This window comes from Micromonospora sp. NPDC052213 (assembly GCF_040679695.1).
In the GTDB taxonomy this organism is placed as follows: Bacteria; Actinomycetota; Actinomycetes; order Mycobacteriales; family Micromonosporaceae; genus Micromonospora.
Map to the genome: position 1 here is coordinate 42,091 of NZ_JBFAVI010000006.1, position 16,784 is coordinate 58,874.

General features: G+C 73.7%; 17 protein-coding genes and 1 pseudogene. 9 read left to right on the forward strand and 9 right to left on the reverse strand.

Going from position 1 to position 16,784, the window contains the following annotated elements; all coding sequences use genetic code 11:
• Positions 1-91: 91 nt before the first annotated feature.
• Together AB0L34_RS03195 and AB0L34_RS03200 are read right to left on the reverse strand one after the other, a co-directional pair.
• Positions 92-1,348 (reverse strand): serine hydrolase, encoded by a 1,257-nt coding sequence (locus AB0L34_RS03195; protein WP_363701434.1) that lies wholly within the window; start codon positions 1,346-1,348, stop codon positions 92-94.
• Positions 1,349-1,425: 77 nt separating this feature from the next.
• Entirely contained in the window at positions 1,426-2,961 is a 1,536-nt protein-coding gene (locus AB0L34_RS03200) for a gluconokinase (protein WP_363701436.1), read from the reverse strand.
• A gap of 183 nt (positions 2,962-3,144) precedes the next feature.
• Between AB0L34_RS03200 and AB0L34_RS03205 the strand changes: the two genes are divergently transcribed.
• Together AB0L34_RS03205 and AB0L34_RS03210 are read left to right on the forward strand one after the other, a co-directional pair.
• Positions 3,145-5,523 carry an acylase gene (locus AB0L34_RS03205; RefSeq protein WP_363701438.1) on the forward strand — a complete coding sequence of 793 codons (2,379 nt, stop codon included), beginning with the start codon at positions 3,145-3,147 and terminating at the stop codon, positions 5,521-5,523.
• Positions 5,524-5,763: 240 nt separating this feature from the next.
• Positions 5,764-6,909 carry a hypothetical protein gene (locus AB0L34_RS03210; protein ID WP_363701440.1) on the forward strand — a complete coding sequence of 382 codons (1,146 nt, stop codon included), beginning with the start codon at positions 5,764-5,766 and terminating at the stop codon, positions 6,907-6,909.
• Positions 6,910-7,018: 109 nt separating this feature from the next.
• Here the strand turns inward: AB0L34_RS03210 and AB0L34_RS03215 are convergent, their stop codons facing one another.
• The gene (locus AB0L34_RS03215) at positions 7,019-7,339 is read right to left on the reverse strand and encodes a hypothetical protein (protein WP_363701442.1); all 321 of its coding nucleotides are present in this window, start codon (positions 7,337-7,339) and stop codon (positions 7,019-7,021) included.
• A gap of 114 nt (positions 7,340-7,453) precedes the next feature.
• Between AB0L34_RS03215 and yidD the strand changes: the two genes are divergently transcribed.
• Both yidD and AB0L34_RS03225 read left to right on the forward strand, forming a co-directional pair.
• Positions 7,454-7,909, forward strand: coding sequence for a membrane protein insertion efficiency factor YidD (gene yidD / locus AB0L34_RS03220; RefSeq protein WP_363701444.1), 456 nt, complete (start codon positions 7,454-7,456; stop codon positions 7,907-7,909).
• Positions 7,910-7,977: 68 nt separating this feature from the next.
• Positions 7,978-8,469 (forward strand): hypothetical protein, encoded by a 492-nt coding sequence (locus tag AB0L34_RS03225; protein WP_357454997.1) that lies wholly within the window; start codon positions 7,978-7,980, stop codon positions 8,467-8,469.
• A gap of 79 nt (positions 8,470-8,548) precedes the next feature.
• On the opposite strand, the gene AB0L34_RS03230 is transcribed toward AB0L34_RS03225, so the two are convergent.
• From AB0L34_RS03230 to AB0L34_RS03250, 5 genes and pseudogenes are all read right to left on the reverse strand, one after another.
• Positions 8,549-9,001, reverse strand: coding sequence for a SitI3 family protein (locus tag AB0L34_RS03230; RefSeq protein WP_363701446.1), 453 nt, complete (start codon positions 8,999-9,001; stop codon positions 8,549-8,551).
• Positions 9,002-9,017: 16 nt separating this feature from the next.
• Positions 9,018-9,440, reverse strand: coding sequence for a hypothetical protein (locus tag AB0L34_RS03235; RefSeq protein WP_363701515.1), 423 nt, complete (start codon positions 9,438-9,440; stop codon positions 9,018-9,020).
• 180 nt (positions 9,441-9,620) lie between these two features.
• A pseudogene (locus tag AB0L34_RS03240) lies at positions 9,621-10,145 on the reverse strand (DUF6244 family protein); the annotation flags it as partial.
• A gap of 74 nt (positions 10,146-10,219) precedes the next feature.
• The gene (locus AB0L34_RS03245; protein WP_363701448.1) at positions 10,220-10,756 is read right to left on the reverse strand and encodes a VOC family protein; all 537 of its coding nucleotides are present in this window, start codon (positions 10,754-10,756) and stop codon (positions 10,220-10,222) included.
• Between the two features lie 165 nt (positions 10,757-10,921).
• Complete coding sequence (locus tag AB0L34_RS03250) at positions 10,922-11,470, reverse strand: heme-binding protein (RefSeq protein ID WP_357454982.1); 549 nt, start codon at positions 11,468-11,470, stop codon at positions 10,922-10,924.
• Positions 11,471-11,643: 173 nt separating this feature from the next.
• On the opposite strand from AB0L34_RS03250, the gene AB0L34_RS03255 reads away from it, so the two are divergent.
• Genes AB0L34_RS03255 through AB0L34_RS03265 form a run of 3 tightly spaced genes read left to right on the forward strand, consistent with a single transcriptional unit; the run spans position 11,644 to position 14,083 of the window.
• Positions 11,644-12,774, forward strand: a complete 1,131-nt coding sequence (locus AB0L34_RS03255; protein ID WP_363701450.1) for a sensor histidine kinase — start codon at positions 11,644-11,646, stop codon at positions 12,772-12,774.
• Positions 12,771-13,403 (forward strand): response regulator transcription factor, encoded by a 633-nt coding sequence (locus AB0L34_RS03260; protein WP_357454977.1) that lies wholly within the window; start codon positions 12,771-12,773, stop codon positions 13,401-13,403. Before AB0L34_RS03255 ends, AB0L34_RS03260 begins: the two co-directional genes overlap by 4 nt.
• Positions 13,400-14,083, forward strand: a complete 684-nt coding sequence (locus AB0L34_RS03265; protein ID WP_363701452.1) for an ankyrin repeat domain-containing protein — start codon at positions 13,400-13,402, stop codon at positions 14,081-14,083. The genes AB0L34_RS03260 and AB0L34_RS03265 overlap by 4 nt, the downstream gene beginning before the upstream one ends.
• A gap of 166 nt (positions 14,084-14,249) precedes the next feature.
• Here the strand turns inward: AB0L34_RS03265 and AB0L34_RS03270 are convergent, their stop codons facing one another.
• Positions 14,250-14,639: a hypothetical protein gene (locus AB0L34_RS03270; RefSeq protein WP_363701454.1), complete on the reverse strand. Its 390-nt coding sequence runs from the start codon at positions 14,637-14,639 to the stop codon at positions 14,250-14,252.
• A gap of 132 nt (positions 14,640-14,771) precedes the next feature.
• On the opposite strand from AB0L34_RS03270, the gene AB0L34_RS03275 reads away from it, so the two are divergent.
• On the forward strand, positions 14,772-15,977 hold the full coding sequence (locus AB0L34_RS03275; RefSeq protein ID WP_363701456.1) for a histidine kinase: 1,206 nt from the start codon (positions 14,772-14,774) through the stop codon (positions 15,975-15,977).
• Positions 15,974-16,735, forward strand: a complete 762-nt coding sequence (locus tag AB0L34_RS03280; RefSeq protein ID WP_363701458.1) for a response regulator transcription factor — start codon at positions 15,974-15,976, stop codon at positions 16,733-16,735. Before AB0L34_RS03275 ends, AB0L34_RS03280 begins: the two co-directional genes overlap by 4 nt.
• The last annotated feature ends 49 nt before the right edge of the window (positions 16,736-16,784 follow it).

The following is a 16,784-nucleotide window of genomic DNA, read 5'->3' on the forward strand; positions in this document are numbered from 1 at the left end:
GCGGCCCCCTCCCGGGCCCCCCCCGGGCGCCTTCGCGCCCGCCCGGCCCCGGATCCCCGGCGAGCACCCTGGAGCCGCCGGCCTGAGCCGCTCACCGTCCATCGGTGACGTGGTCGTAGACGGTGCGGGCGAGGCGGCGGACCACCTCGTCGCCGGTGGCGATCGGGCCGGAGGTGAGGAACGCGACCGCGACCTCGGAGCCGGGGATCAGGTAGTACCCCACGTCGTGGGAGGCGTCCGGCAGGTCGCCGGTCTTGTGGGCGACCGGGACGCCGGGCGGCAGCGCGGCGGGGATCTTGGTGTTCAGGGTCTGCCGCCGCATGAAGTCGATCAGCAGGTCCCGGGAGCCGGGCGTGAGGATCTGCGCGTCCCAGACCGCGCCGAGCAGCGAGACGACGTCGTCCGGGCTGGTGTAGTTCTCCTCGCCCCGCCGGGCGGCGTCCTCGTCGAGGAACTTGCGGGCCAGGACGGTCTGCCACTGGTTCATCGAGTCCGCCAGGGCGTTGACCGGCCCGAACCCGCGCAGGTGGCCGATCAGCACGTTCGCGGCGGTGTTGTCGCTGTAGACGATCGTGTACTCGGCGAGCCGACGCAGGCTCACCACCTGCGGGAACGTCTCGTGCTGGAGCTCGCCCGTGCCGTCGACCACGTCGGCCGGGGTGACCAGCACGCCCTCGTCCAGCGACACCTGGCCGCAGTCGACCCGGCGCAGCAGCTCCACGAGGATCCACAGCTTGATCACGCTGGCCGCCTTCGGCCGGAACGTGCCGTTCACCGCGACCTGCTGGTCGCCGTACCGGCCGGAGAGATCGCGGACCGCGACGCCGGCCGGGTTGGTGCCGGCCGTGGCGTCGACCACCTGCCGGAGCCGGTCGGTCAGCGGCAGCAGCCGGCGGCCGGCGACCGGGTCGGTGGGCGGCGGGGGGTCGGTGACCACCGGGCCGGCCAGCCGCTGCGGCCGGGCGCCGGGGCGGGCCACCTCCAGGATGCCCCACCGGCGGCCGACGAGCGGGACGTCGTAGGCGTAGGTCGTACCGTCGAGGGTCAGCGTGCCGCGCGCGGACCGGCCGACGACCCGCATGTCCGGGTCGGTGGCGCGGCCGGTGTCGCCGTCGCAGGCCCGGTAGCGCACGGTGCGCGTGCCGGTGTCCACCGAGAACGCCCCGCCGGGGAAGGGCAGCCAGGCCGCCGTGCTGGCCGGCGCGCGCCCGGGCCCGGGCCCGGGCTCCGGTCCGCCGCCGTCCGCCGCCGCCGGCCCCGCCGCCAGCGCCAGCAGGGTGACGACCGCCAGCGGTACGCGCACCGCGCCCCGCCAGGAAGATGAGCGCCTCTTGTCGGTTTTCCTCACGTTTGTACGATATGGAGGCGGGCGGGGCGCCCGGCATCGTGCCCAGCGGTGTCACCCGTCCGGGGCGCGGGCGGCGGCTACCGCGGCGGCGGTTCCGGCGGCAGGCCCGGGGCGAGCCGGCGCAGCGAGGTGAACGTGGGGACCAGCGCGTTGTACAGCTCGGAGAACAGCGGCAGCAGGGCGGCGTACGTGGCGGCGGCGGCCGGATCGGGGCGGACGGTCTCCTCGATGTGCACCAGGTCGGCGGCGACGTCGACGGAGGCGACCAACCCCAGCGCCTCCATGCCGAGCAGCGCCGCCCCGAAGCTGGAGCCCTCGCGCTCGACGGGAAAGCGCACCGGCATGCCGAGCACGTCGGCGAGCATCTGCCGCCACAGCGGGCTGCGGGCGAACCCGCCGCTGGCCCGGATCTCCCGCACCTCGTTGCCGGCGGCCCGCACCGAGGCCAGCACCAGCGCCAACTGCTGGCAGACCCCCTCCAGCCCGGCCCGCACCAGGTGCGCGCGGCGGTGTCCGTGGGTCAGCCCCACGTACGCGCCGCGCGGCAGCGCGCTCCAGTGCGGCGCCCGCTCGCTCAACAGGTACGGCAGCATGATCAACCCGCCGGAGCCGACCGGGGCCTCGGCGGCCACCGCCAGCAGCTCCTGCTCGGCGTGCTCGCCCAGCTCCGGGGCGAGCGCGTCGCCGGCCCAGTCGAGCACGAGGCCGCCGTTGTTGATCGCGCCGCCGACCACCCAGCGCTGCTCGGTCAGCGCGTAGCAGAACACCCCGCCGAGCGGGTCCACGCCAGGGCGTTCCACCATCACCCGCATCGCGCCGCTGGTGCCGATCGTGCAGGCCATGACGCCCGGGGCGACCGCGCCGAGCCCGAGGTTGGCCAGCGGGCCGTCCCCCGCGCCGACGACCACCTTCGTGTCGGGCGGCAGTCCGGTCGCGGCGGCCGCCTCGGCGGTGAGCCCCGGCAGCACGGTGGTGGTGGGCACCAGTTCGGGCAGTTGCTCCTCGGTGATCCCGGCGATGCCGAGCGCCTCGGAGTCCCAGGAGAGCTGCTGGATGTCCATCAGGCCGGTGGCGGAGGCGACCGAGTGGTCGGTCACCAGCGCCTCGCACAGCCGCAGCATGATCCAGTCCTTGATGCCCACCCAGTACGCCACCCGCCCGAACAGCTGCGGATCCTGCTCGGCCAACCAGAGCAGCTTGGGCAGGGGCGCCATCGGGTGGACCGGGGTGCCGGTGCGGCGGTGCAGCGCCAGCCCGGACGGGACCCCGCGCAGCCGCTCGGCCTGCCGGCTGGCCCGCGAGTCGGCCCAGGTGAGCGACGGGGTGAGCGGGTTGCCGTCGGCGTCCAGCCCGATCAGGCTGTGCATGGCCGTGCTGAACGCCAGGCCGGCGATCGGCCGGCCCAGCTCCGCCACGACCGCGCGGATCGACTCCAGGACCGCCGTGTGGATGCGGCGCGGATCCTGCTCGGCCCAGCCGGGGTGCGGCTCGTCGAGCGGGTAGCCGACCGAGCGGTGCAGGAGTTGCCTGCCGTCGACGTCGTACGCGACCGCCTTGGTGCTGGTGGTGCCGATGTCGACGCCGACCACGACGGCGCGGAGCGGCTCGCTCACCGACTCCACCCCCTCGCCGTGCGCACAGTGACACCGGCTGCCGCTGACGTTACCGAGCGTCCCGACGCGCCGCAGGGGGAACAGGCAGTCCACGATCAGCCCTTCCCCGGGCCGCCCCCGCGGCACCAGAATGCCGATCAGCGTGAATGTTCTGCACGTTCACTCCGACGGGGAGGAAACAGGATGAGGCTGAAGCCGGCCGGCGCGGTGCTCACCGCACTCGCCACGGTCCTCACCACGGTGGTCACCGGCGTCCCGCCGGCCGCCGCGCAGCACGGCGACGGCGGCTACTCGGCGGAGATCCGCCGGGCGTCGTACGGCGTCCCGCACATCACCGCCCACGACTTCGCCTCCCTCGGCTTCGGCGTCGGATACGCGCAGGCCGAGGACAACATCTGCGTCATCGCCGAGAAGATGGTCACGGTCAGCGCCGAGCGGTCCCGCTTCTTCGGCGCGACCGGCCCGACGGACGCGAACGTGCGCAGCGACCTGTTCTTCCGCAAGGCCATCGACGAGCGCACCGCCGAGCGGCTGCTCCAGGGGCCGCGCGACGGCGTGCACTCCCCGTCGGACGAGGTCCGCGACCAGATCCGCGGCTTCGTCGCCGGCTACAACCACTACCTGCGCCGCACCGGCGCGGCGAACCTCACCGACCCGGCGTGCCGGGCGAAGCCGTGGGTGCGCCCGCTGACCGAGCTGGACGTCTGGCGTGCGAGCTGGGCCAGCATGGTCCGGGCCAGCTCGCGGGCGGTGCTCGACGGGATCGTCGCCGCCGCCCCGCCGACGGCGACCGGCCCGGCCGCCGCCCTGGACGCGCCGGGCGCGGCGGCGGTGGTCGCCTCCGTCGACGGCGCGCCCGCCGGGGTGGGCAGCAACGCGTACGGGCTGGGCGCGCAGGCCACCACGCACGGCGGCGGGATGGTGCTGGCCAACCCGCACTTCCCGTGGGAGGGCGCCGAGCGCTTCTACCGGATGCACCTCAAGGTCCCCGGCCGCTACGACGTGGAGGGCGCGGCGCTGGTCGGCGACCCGATCGTCGAGATCGGGCACAACCGCACCCTCGCCTGGAGCCACACCGTCTCCACCGCCCGCCGCTTCGTCTGGCACCGGCTCGCGCTGGTCCCCGGCGACCCCACCTCGTACTACGTGGACGGTCGGCCCCGGAAGATGACCACCCGCACCGTCACCGTGCGGGTGCCCGGCCCGGGCGGCGGGACGGTGCCGGTCAGCCGCACCTTCCACGACACCCACTTCGGCCCGGTGGTCGTGGTCCCCGGCACGTTCGACTGGACCGCCACCAGCGCGTACGCGATCACCGACGCCAACGCGACCAACAACCGCGCGTTCGACGGCTGGCTCCAGACGGGCCGGGCGAAGACGGTGCGGGAGCTGAAGCAGGTGCTCGACCGGCACCAGTTCCTGCCCTGGGTGAACGTGATCGCCGCCGACGCCCGCGGCGAGGCGCTCTACGCCGACCACTCGGTGGTGCCCCGGGTCACCCACGAGCTGGCCGCCGCCTGCATCCCCGCGCCGTTCCAGCCGCTCTACGCCGCCAGCGGCCAGGCCGTCCTCGACGGCTCCCGGTCGGCCTGCGCGCTCGGCCGGGACCCCGACGCGGCCGTGCCCGGCATCCTCGGCCCGGCCGACCTGCCGGTCCGCATCCGCGCCGACTACGTGACCAACTCCAACGACAGCCACTGGCTGGCCAACCCGGAGGCGCCGCTGGAGGGCTACCCGCGCATCATCGGCAACGAGCGCACCGAGCGCAGCCTGCGCACCCGGCTCGGCGTGGAGCAGGTGCGGGGGCGGCTCGCCGGCACCGACGGGCTGCCGGGGCGGGGCTACACCACGTCCCGGCTCTGGCAGACCGTCTTCGGCAACCGCGCGTACGGCGGCGAACTCGTCCGCGACGACCTGGTGGCGCTGTGCACCGCGCGCCCGACCGCGACCGCCTCGGACGGGACCACGGTCGACCTGCGCGACGCCTGCGCGGCGCTGAAGGGCTGGGACCTGCGCGTCGACCTGGACAGCCGGGGTGCGCACCTGTTCACCGAGTTCGCCCTGTCCGGCGGCATCCGCTTCGCCGACGCGTTCGACGCCGCCGACCCGGTGCGTACGCCGAGCCGGCTGAACACCGCCGACCCGCGCGTGCTCACCGCGCTCGCCGACGCGGTCCGCAGGCTCGCCGGCGTCCCGCTCCACGCGCGCCTCGGCGACGTCCAGACCGAGCCGCGCGGCGACGGGCGCATCCCGATCCACGGCGGGCGCGCCGAGGCCGGCGTCTTCAACATGATCATCAGCCCGCTGGCGCCCGGCGTCGGCTACCCCAAGGTGGTGCACGGTTCGTCGTTCGTGATGGCGGTCGAGCTGGGCCGGAACGGCCCGTCCGGGCGGCAGATCCTCACCTACTCGCAGTCGAGCAACCCGAACTCCCCCTGGTACGGCGACCAGACCCGGCTCTACTCGGGCAAGGGCTGGGACACCATCAAGTACACGGAGGCGCAGATCAAGGCCGACCCCAACCTGCGCACCTACCGGGTGGGGGAGGGCCACCGACACTGACCCGTCCCCGCGCCGCGCCTGCCGGATCACGCGGATCCGGCGGGCGCGTGGCCGGGTGTCGGCCGCGCCCGTCCGGCGACACGCCCGACGGGTGCGGTTCGGCCCGGCGAAACCCGCCTATCGTCCGATTTGGTCCGTCGATCGGCCATTTTGCGCCGTTGCGTCGTGTCCGCGCCGGCCGTTATCACCGTTGACACCGGTGACACCCCGGTTGGTGGCCTGCGCGGCGAAGGAGTCGGCGTGGCAAGGACTGAATCGACGGGTTCCACGTGGCGGTACCGGTGGGCGCACCGGCAGAACGAACGACTGCGGCGCGAGTTCCGCGGCGCCGAGCAGGCATGGCGACGACGCGACGACGAACTGCGCCGCCTGCGTACCCTCGCCGAGGAGTTCCACGGCTCGACCGCCGCGGGCGCGGGGCTGCCCCTGGAACTGGCCCCCGACGAGGTGGTCTTCTGGGTGCTGCCGGCCGCGCAACTGGTGGAGGTCCGGCACACCGCCGTGCTGCCCGCGCCGGACCTGACAATCGCCCCGGAGACCGCCCCGCTGCGCGCTCGCAGGCCCGACGGCGTCCGCGTCGCCGACGCCGGGATGGCGGTGATCACCAACCGCCGGCTCGTGCTGCTCGGCGGGCGCGGCCGGCGCGACTGGGCGTACGGGAAGATGACCGGCCTGGCCCACGACCCGCACGCGCCGGTCACCCTGATGCAGGTGCTGGACCGGCGGCGCACCTCCGGGCTGATGCTCCCCGCCGACGTCGCCGCCGACTTCCGGTTCAAGCTGGCGCTCGCCTTCGCCGACGCCATCGAGCAGCGCGGCGCGGTGCTCGACCAGCTCGACGAGGCGATCGCCGAGCACGCGCAGCTCAAGCCGTTCCCGCCGACGGTCGCCACCCCCGGGCAGGCCCGGCCCTTCGCGTTCGTGCCCGGCGGCCGGCGCACCGTGGCCGTCGCCGCCGGCATCGCCCTGCTGGTGCCCGCCGCGCTGCTCGACACCGACCCCGCCGACCCGACCGGCTCCGAGGTCGCCGTCGCGGCCACCCCGGCGCCCAGCGGCACCGCCGCCCCGAAGACCGCGCCGCCCGTCGCCCCGCCGAAGGCGGCGAGGGTGTCCGCGCCGCGCCGCGACACCACGTCGCCCTCGCCGACGCCCGCCCGGGAGCGGCGGTGCGGCGCCCCCGCCAACCCGATGGGGTACGACTTCTGCGGCGGCAACCGCATCCGCAAGCCGGCGGTGGGCATCTGCGACTGGTTCGACTGCGTCCCCGAGTTCTGGGCCGGGCGGGGCTACCTGGTGCAGTGCCGCGACGGCTCGGTCAGCCTCACCGGCGGGCGGCGCGACGCCTGCGCCGAGCACGACGGGGTGCGCCGCACGGTCTGGAGCTGACCCCGGCGGCGGGTTCGGCCCCGCCGCTCAGCTCAGGTGCCGCAGGGGAAAACAGGCCGGAGGAGGGCCGCTCAGCGCAGGCGTTGCAGGGGGAGCAGGCCGGCGAGGATCACCGCGGCTGCGAGGGGCAGCAGGTCCAGGTCCACGCGGCCACCCCGACCAGCCCCAGCACGGCCGCCGCCTCGGTGAGGACCCGTTGCCGGGGCGCGACGGCCAGCAGCAGCCGGCGCAGCCCGACGACCAGCGCGCCGAACAGCAGGATCCCGACGAGGAAGAAGGTGTGGCCGACGTTCCACGCCCAGCCGTCGCCCCGGTCGCCGTCGAGGCCGTCGACCAGGCGGAGCAGACCGTAGAGCAGCAGGAGTGCCGGGCCGCCGACGGCGGCCGCCGGCACGAGTCTCGTCGACGTCCGCGCATCGGTGTCAGTCATCCACCCAGCGTCGCGGCCTGACCGGGCGCGCTCCATCCGGGACTTCCCGCGTCGGTCCCCGACCCGCCACCCCGAGCGCCGCCCGAGGGTCCGGGGTGGCGCGCCCTTCGCATGATGTTCCCCGTGATCAACGACAAGCACGACCGGCGCCGCAAGAAGAAGCGCGACTACTGTGGCGGATGCAGTTGCGACGTGCCCAACTGCGACGTGCCCAGCTGTAACTTCGGGCTCTTCTCCACGCTGCTCACCCTCGGCGCGCTGCTCGCCCGGCTCGTCGCGCCCGGTCGGCCGTCGGCACCCACGGCCGCTCCCGCCGGGCGGGCACCGCTGGCCGCTGTCCCCGGGCGGGCGCCGATGGTGGACCGGGCCGGCCGGGCCGCGATCCTCGGCTACCGGCGCTGGCTGTCGCACCGCTGGCCGGGGCAGTGCCGCTACACCCCCACATGCAGCGCGTACGGGCTGGCCGCCGTGGAGCGGTACGGGCTGGCCGTCGGCGGGCGGATGGCCGCCGACCGGGTGCGCCGCTGCCGTCCCGACGTGCCGCGCGGCACCCACGACCCGGTGCGCTGACCCGGGGATGCCCCTGACCTGCGGAATATCTGGCCCGCCCGCGCTCCCGGTTCGGCCATGATGGGGCCATGGAGATCCGCTCCGACGACGGCGCCCGGGTGAGGATCCGGCCGGTCGGCTACCAGCCGGGGGTCGAGCCGCCGGACGACCCGGACGAGGCGGCGGACTGGGACGACTGGCTGCTCGTCGAGACCGACGCCCGCACCGCCGACGGGCAGGCGTGGTCGCACTACACGCCCTGCCTGACGGTGTCCGAGGCGTACGCGCTGGCGGGCTGGCTGCGGCAGCAGGCCGAGACGACCGGCGACCCGGCGGAACCCTTGGCGGTGGTGCGCTTCACCGAGCCGAACCTGGCCTTCCGTACGCGGGTGCTGCGCCGCCGCCGGCTGGCGCTGACCGTCGAGTTCTCGTACGAGTCGCTGCCGCCGTGGATGCGGCGGCAGCCGCTCAGCGCGGTCTACCCGCTGACGCTCACGGTCTCCGCCGGGGCCCTCGCGGTGGCGGCGGAGCAGTGGGCGCGGGAGGCCGGGGCGTACCCCCGCCGGGTCGCCGCCTCCTGACTGCCGCCGACCCGGCCGCGACCGTGCGCCGTGCTGCCCGCGGCGGTGTGGGCCCATTCCCTCCGCCCGGTTGCGGCGGCTACGGCCGGACGATCTCATCGTCCGCCTCATGGTGGCTCCACCACGTCGGCCGGTGTTTGCTCAACCTTCCCGCGACGCGGGTCAGCAGCAGCAGGTTGTGGTTGAACACGAGGGCCGCGTCCTCGCTCCGTTCGTCCAGGACCCGCGCAGTGGTCGCCAGCACGTTGGGGATCCCCTTGTCGGCCAGGACGTCCTTGCGCATGTAGAAGTTGATGTCGACGTACGTTTCCGGCTCCCACACCCACAGCGAGCCGTCGTCGTCCTCGGCGTCGTAGTAGCCGTGGCTGCCCGACGTGATGTCGACGACGAAGCCGCGTTCCTCGTTGAGCGCGGAGGTGAGCATGCGGTTGCCGGACAAGGTGCGCGTCTCGACGGCGTCCGGTGCGGCGATTTCAGCCACCTCGTCGAGGGGGATTTCGCCTGCCAGCGTCAACCGGAACTCAACAGCCATCCTCGCAGTCACTCCCTCAGTTCCGCCGTACGATTTGCACGATCACACCGCTCCGCTGCACCGCTACGAGTTCCTTCAGCCCGGGCACGGGCCAGTCGTCGAATTGCTTCTGTAGGGCGACGAGGTCCCCGTTCCAGTCCTCCAGGTTCAGTACTACGCGTTGAGTCTGCCCTTTCTCGACTTTCTCGGAGACCGCGGCCCAGATGCCGCGCACCGCCTTGGGAGGAGTGGGAGCGTAACAATCGAAGACGTGGCCTTCGATGAGGTAATCAGGGGTCTTCTCCGGATTGCCCGTGTCGCCAGCGCTGAGCCTGGCTGCCGCGATCTCCGGCTTGGTGGGGTTCTGGTGGATCCGATAACCCCGACCGGCGACAGTGTCGGCGCACTCGTTCTCGAGTTCTAGTGAGCGCCGTACCTCATCATCCTCCTTGGGGGGAATCCTGGTCCGTGGTCCCGTCGGCGATCCGCCGACAACGCCGGTGGGCTGCCTGGTCCAGCGCGGAGTTGGGCCATGCCCAGCGGAGGCGGCGGTTCCACCGGTCGCGGCTGTCGACGGCGGGTCGTCGGTGGCGGCAGGCACGGGGCTGGTCGGTGTGGGGGCGCCAACCTCCATCGGTTTTCCGGCGACCCCGAACTGGCGCACTGCGACGATCGCCGTTTCGACGGACTGCCGGGCGGTGTTGGTGCGCTGCGCCACCGGTAGCAGGACCCGCTTGATGCTCTCCAGAGCGTCAAGCAGCGGCCCGGGCTGCCCGCCGTGAAGGATCACGGCGACGACTTGCTGCGCCCGTGCGATCCGGGCGATGGCCTCGACCGCCGCGTCGCGGGCCCTGTCGACCGCGCTCAGTACGGCTTCCAGAACGGCAACCGCTTCCTCAGGTGTGGCGGCGCGGGGCGCGGTGGCGGTGGTGGCCATCATCGCCGCGGTGATCGAGTCGGCGAAGACTGCCAGCCCGTTCTGGAGTTCCCTGATCGCGTCGCGCACGCGAGCCGTGCCTGCTGCCACGGAGGTGAAGCCGGCACCCGCGGCCCGGCCGCCGACTTCCTGTGCCCTGCTGTCGGCGGCGGCTGCCAACCCTCGCGCTCGCTCTACGCCGGCCAGCAGGTTACGGAATTCGCCGTTGAGCTTCTCGATGTGCGACATCTGGCCGGTGCCCCCGATCGAAGGCGGTCAAGGTCCGGAAGGCTGGGGCCCCGATACAGCCCGTGCCTTCCAGGTCACTCCGGGGTGTTGCCGGCTTCCACCTCGTCGGCGCCCCGGCCGAGGTCGGGGACGGTCAGCGAGCCGTCGTCGGCGAGGGGGAAGCCCGGGTTCCAGGCGATCTCCCAGACGTGCCCGTCGGGGTCGGCGAAGCAGCCGGCGTAGCCGCCGTAGAAGGTCTCGCGTGCCGGCCGGGTCACCTCCGCCCCGGCGTCGGCCGCCACCGCCAGCAGGTCGTCGACCTCGCCCCGGGACCGGACGTTCTGTGCCAGCGTCATCCCGCCGAACCCGCTCCCGTCGGGCACGCCGGCGTCGGCGGCCAGCTTGTCGCGGCCCCACAGCACCAGCGCCAGCCCGCCGGCCTGGAAGAAGACGGTCTCCTCGACCTCCTGGCCGCGCCAGCCGAGCCGCTCGTAGAAGGCGCGGGCGCGGGCCACGTCGGCGACGCCGAGGGTGACCAGGCTGATCCGCTGCTCCATCGCCAGGCCCCGAGGGGCGTCGCCCGGGTCGTGGACCTCATCGATCATCGCGAGCCTCCAGGGGACGATCGGCATCGTCGCCACGGTAACGCGGGCTCACGACAGGCCGGGTCGACGGCACGCGAACGGATGGTGCCGCCGCCGCAGCCGGTGCCCGACCGGGCACCGTGCGTCCGACGCCGCAGGGGGCGGGCCCCGGTCGGTGTCCCGGAGGCCCGCCCCCTTACGGCGGTGCCGCGCTCAGCGCAGGGTGGCCGCGCCGGCGTTCGCGTACTGCTCGTCGAGGTCGCCGGAGGGCGCGCCGCCGACGCCGATGGCCCCGACGACCTGCCCGTCGGCACTCACCGGCACGCCACCGCCGAGGAACAGCGTCCCCGGGATGTCGCGCAGGGTGGCGCCCTCCCCGGTCACCCGGCCGGCCAGCGCGGAGGTGGGCTGGCCGAAGGAGACGGCCGTGAACGCCTTGCGGTGCGCGGACTCGGCCGTCTGCGGGCCGGCGCCGTCACCCTTGAGCTGCACCTGCACGGTGCCCGACCGGTCGAGGACGACCACGGTGACCCGGTGGCCGCCCTTCTCGGCGGCCTTCACGGTCGCCTCGGCCGCGCGCAGCGCCGCGTCGAGGTCGAGCGACGGGTTCGCCACGACGTTGCTCTTCGCGGCGGTCGCGGCCTGCGGCTTCGCCACCGGCTCGGCGGCGGAGGCGGTGACGGCGACACCGGTGACGGCGGCCACGGCCACGGCGCCGGCGCCCAGGCCGAGCGCCATCCGGCGGCGGAAGTTGTGGATCATCACGATGCTCCCTGAGGTCTTCGGATCGAGGTGACGGTCTCCAGCCTGGCCGCCGCGCGCGGCGCGGTCATGGCACGCCGGATGCAACCGGGATACCTCGAATGGTTGAACCGGCCACCCCGTTCCTGCCGTACGCTGGACAGTTGTCAAGATCAATTGATCGGAGGTGGGCGGTGGGACGGCAGGACCGGCTGCGCCCGGCGATGCGGTGGGGGTTCCTGCTCCTGCTCGCCGCCGCCGCCTCCCGCTACGGCTTGCGCCACGGTTGGGGCGCCGACACCGGCGTGGTGCTGGCGCTGGCCGGGGTGCTGCTGGCCGCGTACGCGATCAACGAGCTGGGGCGGCGCGCGCCCGGCGCGCGCTTCGCGGCGGTGCTCGTCGCCTTCCTCGCGCTGGTGCTCGCCGCGCCGAGCTTCGCCCTGGTGGCGATCCCGCTGTTCTTCGTCGGCCTGCGCCAGCTCCCGCGCCGCGCGGTCTGGCCGCTGGTGGGGCTGCTGACCGGCGCGGTCGTCGTCGCGCAGATCCGGCTGGCCGATCAGCTCGACCCCAGCCTGGTGCTCGGCCCGGTGGGCGTCGCCGCCATCACCACCGTCGTCTTCCTCGAACTCGACCGGCAGAACCAGGCCCGGCAGCGCGCGCTCGACGACCTCCTGGCCGCGCGCGACGAGCTGGACCGCAGCCAGCGCGAGGCCGGGGCGCTGGCGGAACGCGCCCGGCTGTCCCGGGAGATCCACGACACCCTGGCCCAGGGCCTGTCCAGCATGAACCTGCTGCTCCAGGCGGCCGACCAGGAGTGGGACACCGAGCCCGGGCAGTCCCGCGCGCACGTGCGGCAGGCCGCGGCGACCGCCCGGGAGAACCTGGCCGAGGCCCGCCGCTTCGTCCGCGGCCTGGCCTCCCCGGCGCTCGACGGCGCCACGCTGACCGACGCCCTGCGCCGGTTGTGCGCGGCGACCGAGCGCGACACCGGCATCCCGGTCCGGTTCGCCGTCGTGGGGACCGTCGCGCCGCTCGGCGTCGACGACGAGGTGGCCCTGCTGCGGGTCGCCCAGGGCGCCCTGGCCAACGTGCGCCAGCACGCCCGCGCGCGGCGGACCGCCGTGACACTGACCTTCGGCGACCAGGAGGTGACGCTCGACGTGTACGACGACGGAACCGGCTTCGACCCCGCTGCCGTCACCGGATTCGGGCTGACCGGCATCCGGGAGCGGATCACGCCGCTCGGCGGCACCGTCGCCGTCGAGAGCGCACCCGGCGAGGGCACCGCGATCGCGGTCAGCCTCCCGCTGCGGGAGGCCCGATGAGCACGCCGCTGCGGCTGATCCTGGTCGACGACCACCCGGTGGTCCGCGCCGGGCTGCGGGCCCTGCTCGGCGGCCGGCCCGACATGACCGTGGTCGCCGAGGCGGCCACCGCTGGGGAGGCGCTCCGGCAGGCCGCGGCGCTGCGCCCCGACGTGGTGCTGATGGACCTGCAACTCGGCGACGGCGTCGACGGCGCCGCGGCCACCGCCAACCTGCTCGCCCTGCCGGAACCGCCGCGCGTGCTGATCCTGACCACGTACGACAGCGACGAGGACATCATGCGCGCCGTCGAGGCCGGCGCGACCGGCTACCTGCTCAAGGACTGCCCGCCCGACGAACTCTTCCGCGCCGTGCACGCCGCCGCCGCCGGACAGACCGTGCTGTCCCCGCCGGTCGCCGCCCGGCTGATGGGCCGGATGCGCGGCCCGCAGCCCACGCTCAGCGCCCGCGAGGTGGAGATCCTCACGCTGCTCGCCCGCGGCCTCGCCAACAAGGAGATCAGCCGTCAACTCTTCATCAGCGAGGCCACCGTCAAGACCCACCTGGTCCGCATCTACGCCAAGCTCGGCGTCGACTCGCGGACCGCGGCGGTGCACGCCGCCGTCGAGCGAAAGCTGATCCGCCGATGAAGCGCCGCGCCCTGCTCGCCCTCGCCCTCACCCTCGCCACGGCCGCCGGCTGCGCCCGGCCCGCCCCGACACCACCCCCGGAGAAACCCATGCCCCGCCCCGCCGACCAGGACCTGCTCACCGCCGCCGACGCCGGGGACCCCACGGCGGTACGCGCCGCGCTGGCCGCCGGCGCCGACATCGAGACCCGCGACGCCCGACGGCGTACGCCGCTGCTGCTGGCCGCCGCGAACGACCACGTCGAGGTCGCCCGGATCCTCGTCGAGGCGGGGGCCGACCCGGACGCGCTCGACGACCAGCACGACACCCCGTGGCTGGTGACCGGGGTGACCGGCAGCGTGGCGATGCTGGAGGTGCTGCTGCCCGCCGACCCCGACCTGACGATCGTGAACCGCTACGGCGGGATCTCCGTCATCCCGGCCAGCGAACGCGGCCACGTCGAGTACGTCCGGCGCGTGGTCCGTACCGGCATCGACGTCAACCACGTCAACAACCTCGGCTGGACCGCGCTGCTGGAGTGCGTGATCCTCGGCGACGGCAGCCGGCCGTACCAGCAGATCGCGGAGATCCTGGTGGGCGTCGGGGCGCGCGTGGACGTGCCCGACCGGGACGGCGTCGACGCGCGGGAACACGCCCGCCGGCGCGGGTACGCCGAGATCGTCGCCATCCTGTCGCGCTGAGCGGCGGCCGGGGCGGGAGGCCGAGGCGGGCCCCGCCGTGCCACCTGTTGACCTGCGGGCGCCCCGGCCGTCCGCTGCTTGGGGCGGCCCTTCGTCCCAGAACAGCCGAAGGACTCCATCCACGGGTGGACGCGGGCCGCGGCGATGCTGTTGGGATCGCGTCGTTTCAGCGCCTCGTGGCCCGCCAGGAGAGCGCCAGGAGCAGGAACAGCACAGCGTCGAAGACCAGGAAGACGAGACTCTCCGACTCGCTGTAGGCGGTAATTTTCACGAGCGTCAGCACGATCCCGAGCGGGAACGCCACGAAGCCCATTCCGATCCGCCGAGCTGCGGACAGTCCCGGCAGGAAGGCGATCCCCAGCTTCAGGAGGATGCCCGACAGGGTGAGAGCCACGATCGGGACATCGAGCCAGAGGTTCACCCAGACAGCCTCCTCGGGGGCGATGAACAAGAAGTAGGTGGCCCCCGCGAGCTGGACGCTGCCGAGCAGGCCGGCGACCACTCGGGCGGTGACGAGTGCGATGTTCCGGGTGGGCGCGGTGATGGTCGTGGTCATGGCGTTCCTCTCGGTCGGTATACGCCGAGATGCTAGGTCGGCGAGAGCCACCGCCACCTGGCATCAGGGGCTGAAGTTCGGCTCATCCCGCGGGTTGAGGACTGCGGTTCCGAGGAGTCCTACCCTTACCTCGTGACGATCCGTGCAGGGCTGACGAAAGGTGTGCGTCGCTCAGACGCCCTGCTCACCGGTGCTCTCCTCACGGTGAGTCTCGTGCAGGTCCTCTGGATCCAGCCCATCGGCAGCCTCTGGCTCACGAACAGCACCTGGATCGGTCCCGCGTTCGCGGTCGTCTCGGTCGTTCCGCTGGCATGGCGACGTGCTCGTCCCGTGGCGGCAGCCGTCGTGGGCAGTTCGCTGTGGTGGGTGCCCACGGATGCGTTCCTGTTCCTCGGTTACGTGTGCGCCGTGTTGCTCTTCTTCTCCCTGGGCCGCTGGGCCACGAGTCTGCGAAGGGGCTGCCTGGCCTGTGCGTGGGCCATCACCACCGGGACGTTCGGGTGGCTGGCGATCGAGCATGCGGAGAACCGGCTCATCCATCTCGTCCTCGACATCGATGTCCAGCAGCGGGCCGCGGAGCTGAGGATCCCAGGGGCCGAGACGTTGCTCGGCATCCTGGGCTTCTGGCTCATCGTGCTCGTCCCCTACGCCGTCGGCCGGTTCATGGTGACGAAGGACCGCGAGGCGGAGCAGCGGATCGCGGCCGAGCGGGAGGCGGCCCGCCGCGAGGCCGTCGAGGAGGAACGGGCCCGCATCGTCCGCGAGTTGCACGACGTCGTCGGGCACGAGGTGACGCTCATGTCGATCCAATCCGAGGCGGCTGCCCAGGCCCTGGCCCTCGCGCCCGATCGCGCGGCCGGGCCCATCGCAGCGGTACGGGAGACTGCTCACAAGGCCAGCCGTGAGCTCCGGGCCATCCTCGACCTCCTCGGTGACGAGGAACTCGCCGTCGCTCCCGACGGACGGGGGCTGGCGGAGCTGACCGACCGCGCAGCACGCCTCGGGGTCGCCAACAGCCTCCTCGTCACCGGCGAGCCCTGGGTCGATGCCCCACGACACTGGCTCGCGGTCAACCGCATCGTGCAGGAATGCCTGACCAACGCCGGAAAGCACGCCCCCGGGGAGAAGGTCGACATCACCCTGGAATGGCGCGACGAGGGCGTGCGGGTGCGGGTCGGCAACCTGTCCGTGGCCGAGCCCCGCGTCGGCCTGGGACACGGCATCCCGGGCATGACGGAGCGCGCACGCGTTCTCGGCGGCACGCTCGACGCGGCGCACGTCGACGGGCGCTTCGAGGTGACCGCATGGCTACCAGCCGCCGGGAAGGAGCAGCGGTGACACGCGTACTGCTCGCCGACGACCAGGACCTGGCCCGCAGCGGGCTCCGGTTGATCCTGGAACTGGCCGGGATCGAGGTGGTCGGTGAGGCCGGCGACGGGGCCGAAGCGGTCGCGCTCGCTGCCGAACTGGAGCCGGACGTCGTATTCATGGATGTGCGCATGCCCGGCACCGATGGTCTCGAAGCGACCCGGCGGATCGTGGACGCCGGCCTGCCCTGCCGGGTGGTCATCCTGACCACTTTCGATATCGACAGGCATGTGTACGACGCACTGACGGCCGGCGCCGCGGGTTTCCTGCTCAAGGACGCGTCAGCACAACAGCTGGTGAGCGCCGTCGAGCGGACCGTCGCCGGTGAGGCACCGATGGCGCCGCAGGTGCTGGCGCGGATGATCGACCGATACCTTGAGCGCGCGGCCCCGAGCACGCCCGAGCCGCCGCGCCTGCAGTCCCTCAGCCCCCGCGAGCGCGAGGTCCTGGGCCTGATAGGCGCCGGCCTGACCAACACCGAGATCGCCGAGCACCTGGTGGTGTCGTTGGCGACCGTCAAGACGCACGTGCGCAGCATCCTCGCCAAGCTCGACGCCCGCGACCGCGTGCAGGTCGTGCTGCTCGCGCACCGGTACGGCGTGACGGGACAGGACGCCCTGCACCGCGCGGCTTCCGGGCGCGGTCCGTCCTCTCACGCTGAGCCCGGCACGGACCAGCGCCCGGGCGTCGGGACGATCAGGTCGCCGCGGTCGACTGCCCGGCGGTAGCGTGCGCGTGTCCTCGACGGGTTCGTCAACCCCGCCGAGGGTTCGATCC

Bases quoted from the DNA above. Each gene is read 5' to 3' on its own strand.
- AB0L34_RS03260 (WP_357454977.1), top strand. From the start codon at position 12,771: ATGAGCACGCCGCTGCGGCTGATCCTGGTCGACGACCACCCGGTGGTC.
- AB0L34_RS03265 (WP_363701452.1), top strand. From the start codon at position 13,400: ATGAAGCGCCGCGCCCTGCTCGCCCTCGCCCTCACCCTCGCCACGGCC.
- AB0L34_RS03225 (WP_357454997.1), top strand. From the start codon at position 7,978: ATGGAGATCCGCTCCGACGACGGCGCCCGGGTGAGGATCCGGCCGGTC.
- AB0L34_RS03230 (WP_363701446.1), bottom strand. From the start codon at position 9,001: ATGGCTGTTGAGTTCCGGTTGACGCTGGCAGGCGAAATCCCCCTCGAC.
- AB0L34_RS03215 (WP_363701442.1), bottom strand. From the start codon at position 7,339: ATGACTGACACCGATGCGCGGACGTCGACGAGACTCGTGCCGGCGGCC.
- AB0L34_RS03205 (WP_363701438.1), top strand. From the start codon at position 3,145: ATGAGGCTGAAGCCGGCCGGCGCGGTGCTCACCGCACTCGCCACGGTC.
- AB0L34_RS03270 (WP_363701454.1), bottom strand. From the start codon at position 14,639: ATGACCACGACCATCACCGCGCCCACCCGGAACATCGCACTCGTCACC.
- AB0L34_RS03250 (WP_357454982.1), bottom strand. From the start codon at position 11,470: ATGATCCACAACTTCCGCCGCCGGATGGCGCTCGGCCTGGGCGCCGGC.
- AB0L34_RS03245 (WP_363701448.1), bottom strand. From the start codon at position 10,756: ATGCCGATCGTCCCCTGGAGGCTCGCGATGATCGATGAGGTCCACGAC.
- yidD (WP_363701444.1), top strand. From the start codon at position 7,454: ATGTTCCCCGTGATCAACGACAAGCACGACCGGCGCCGCAAGAAGAAG.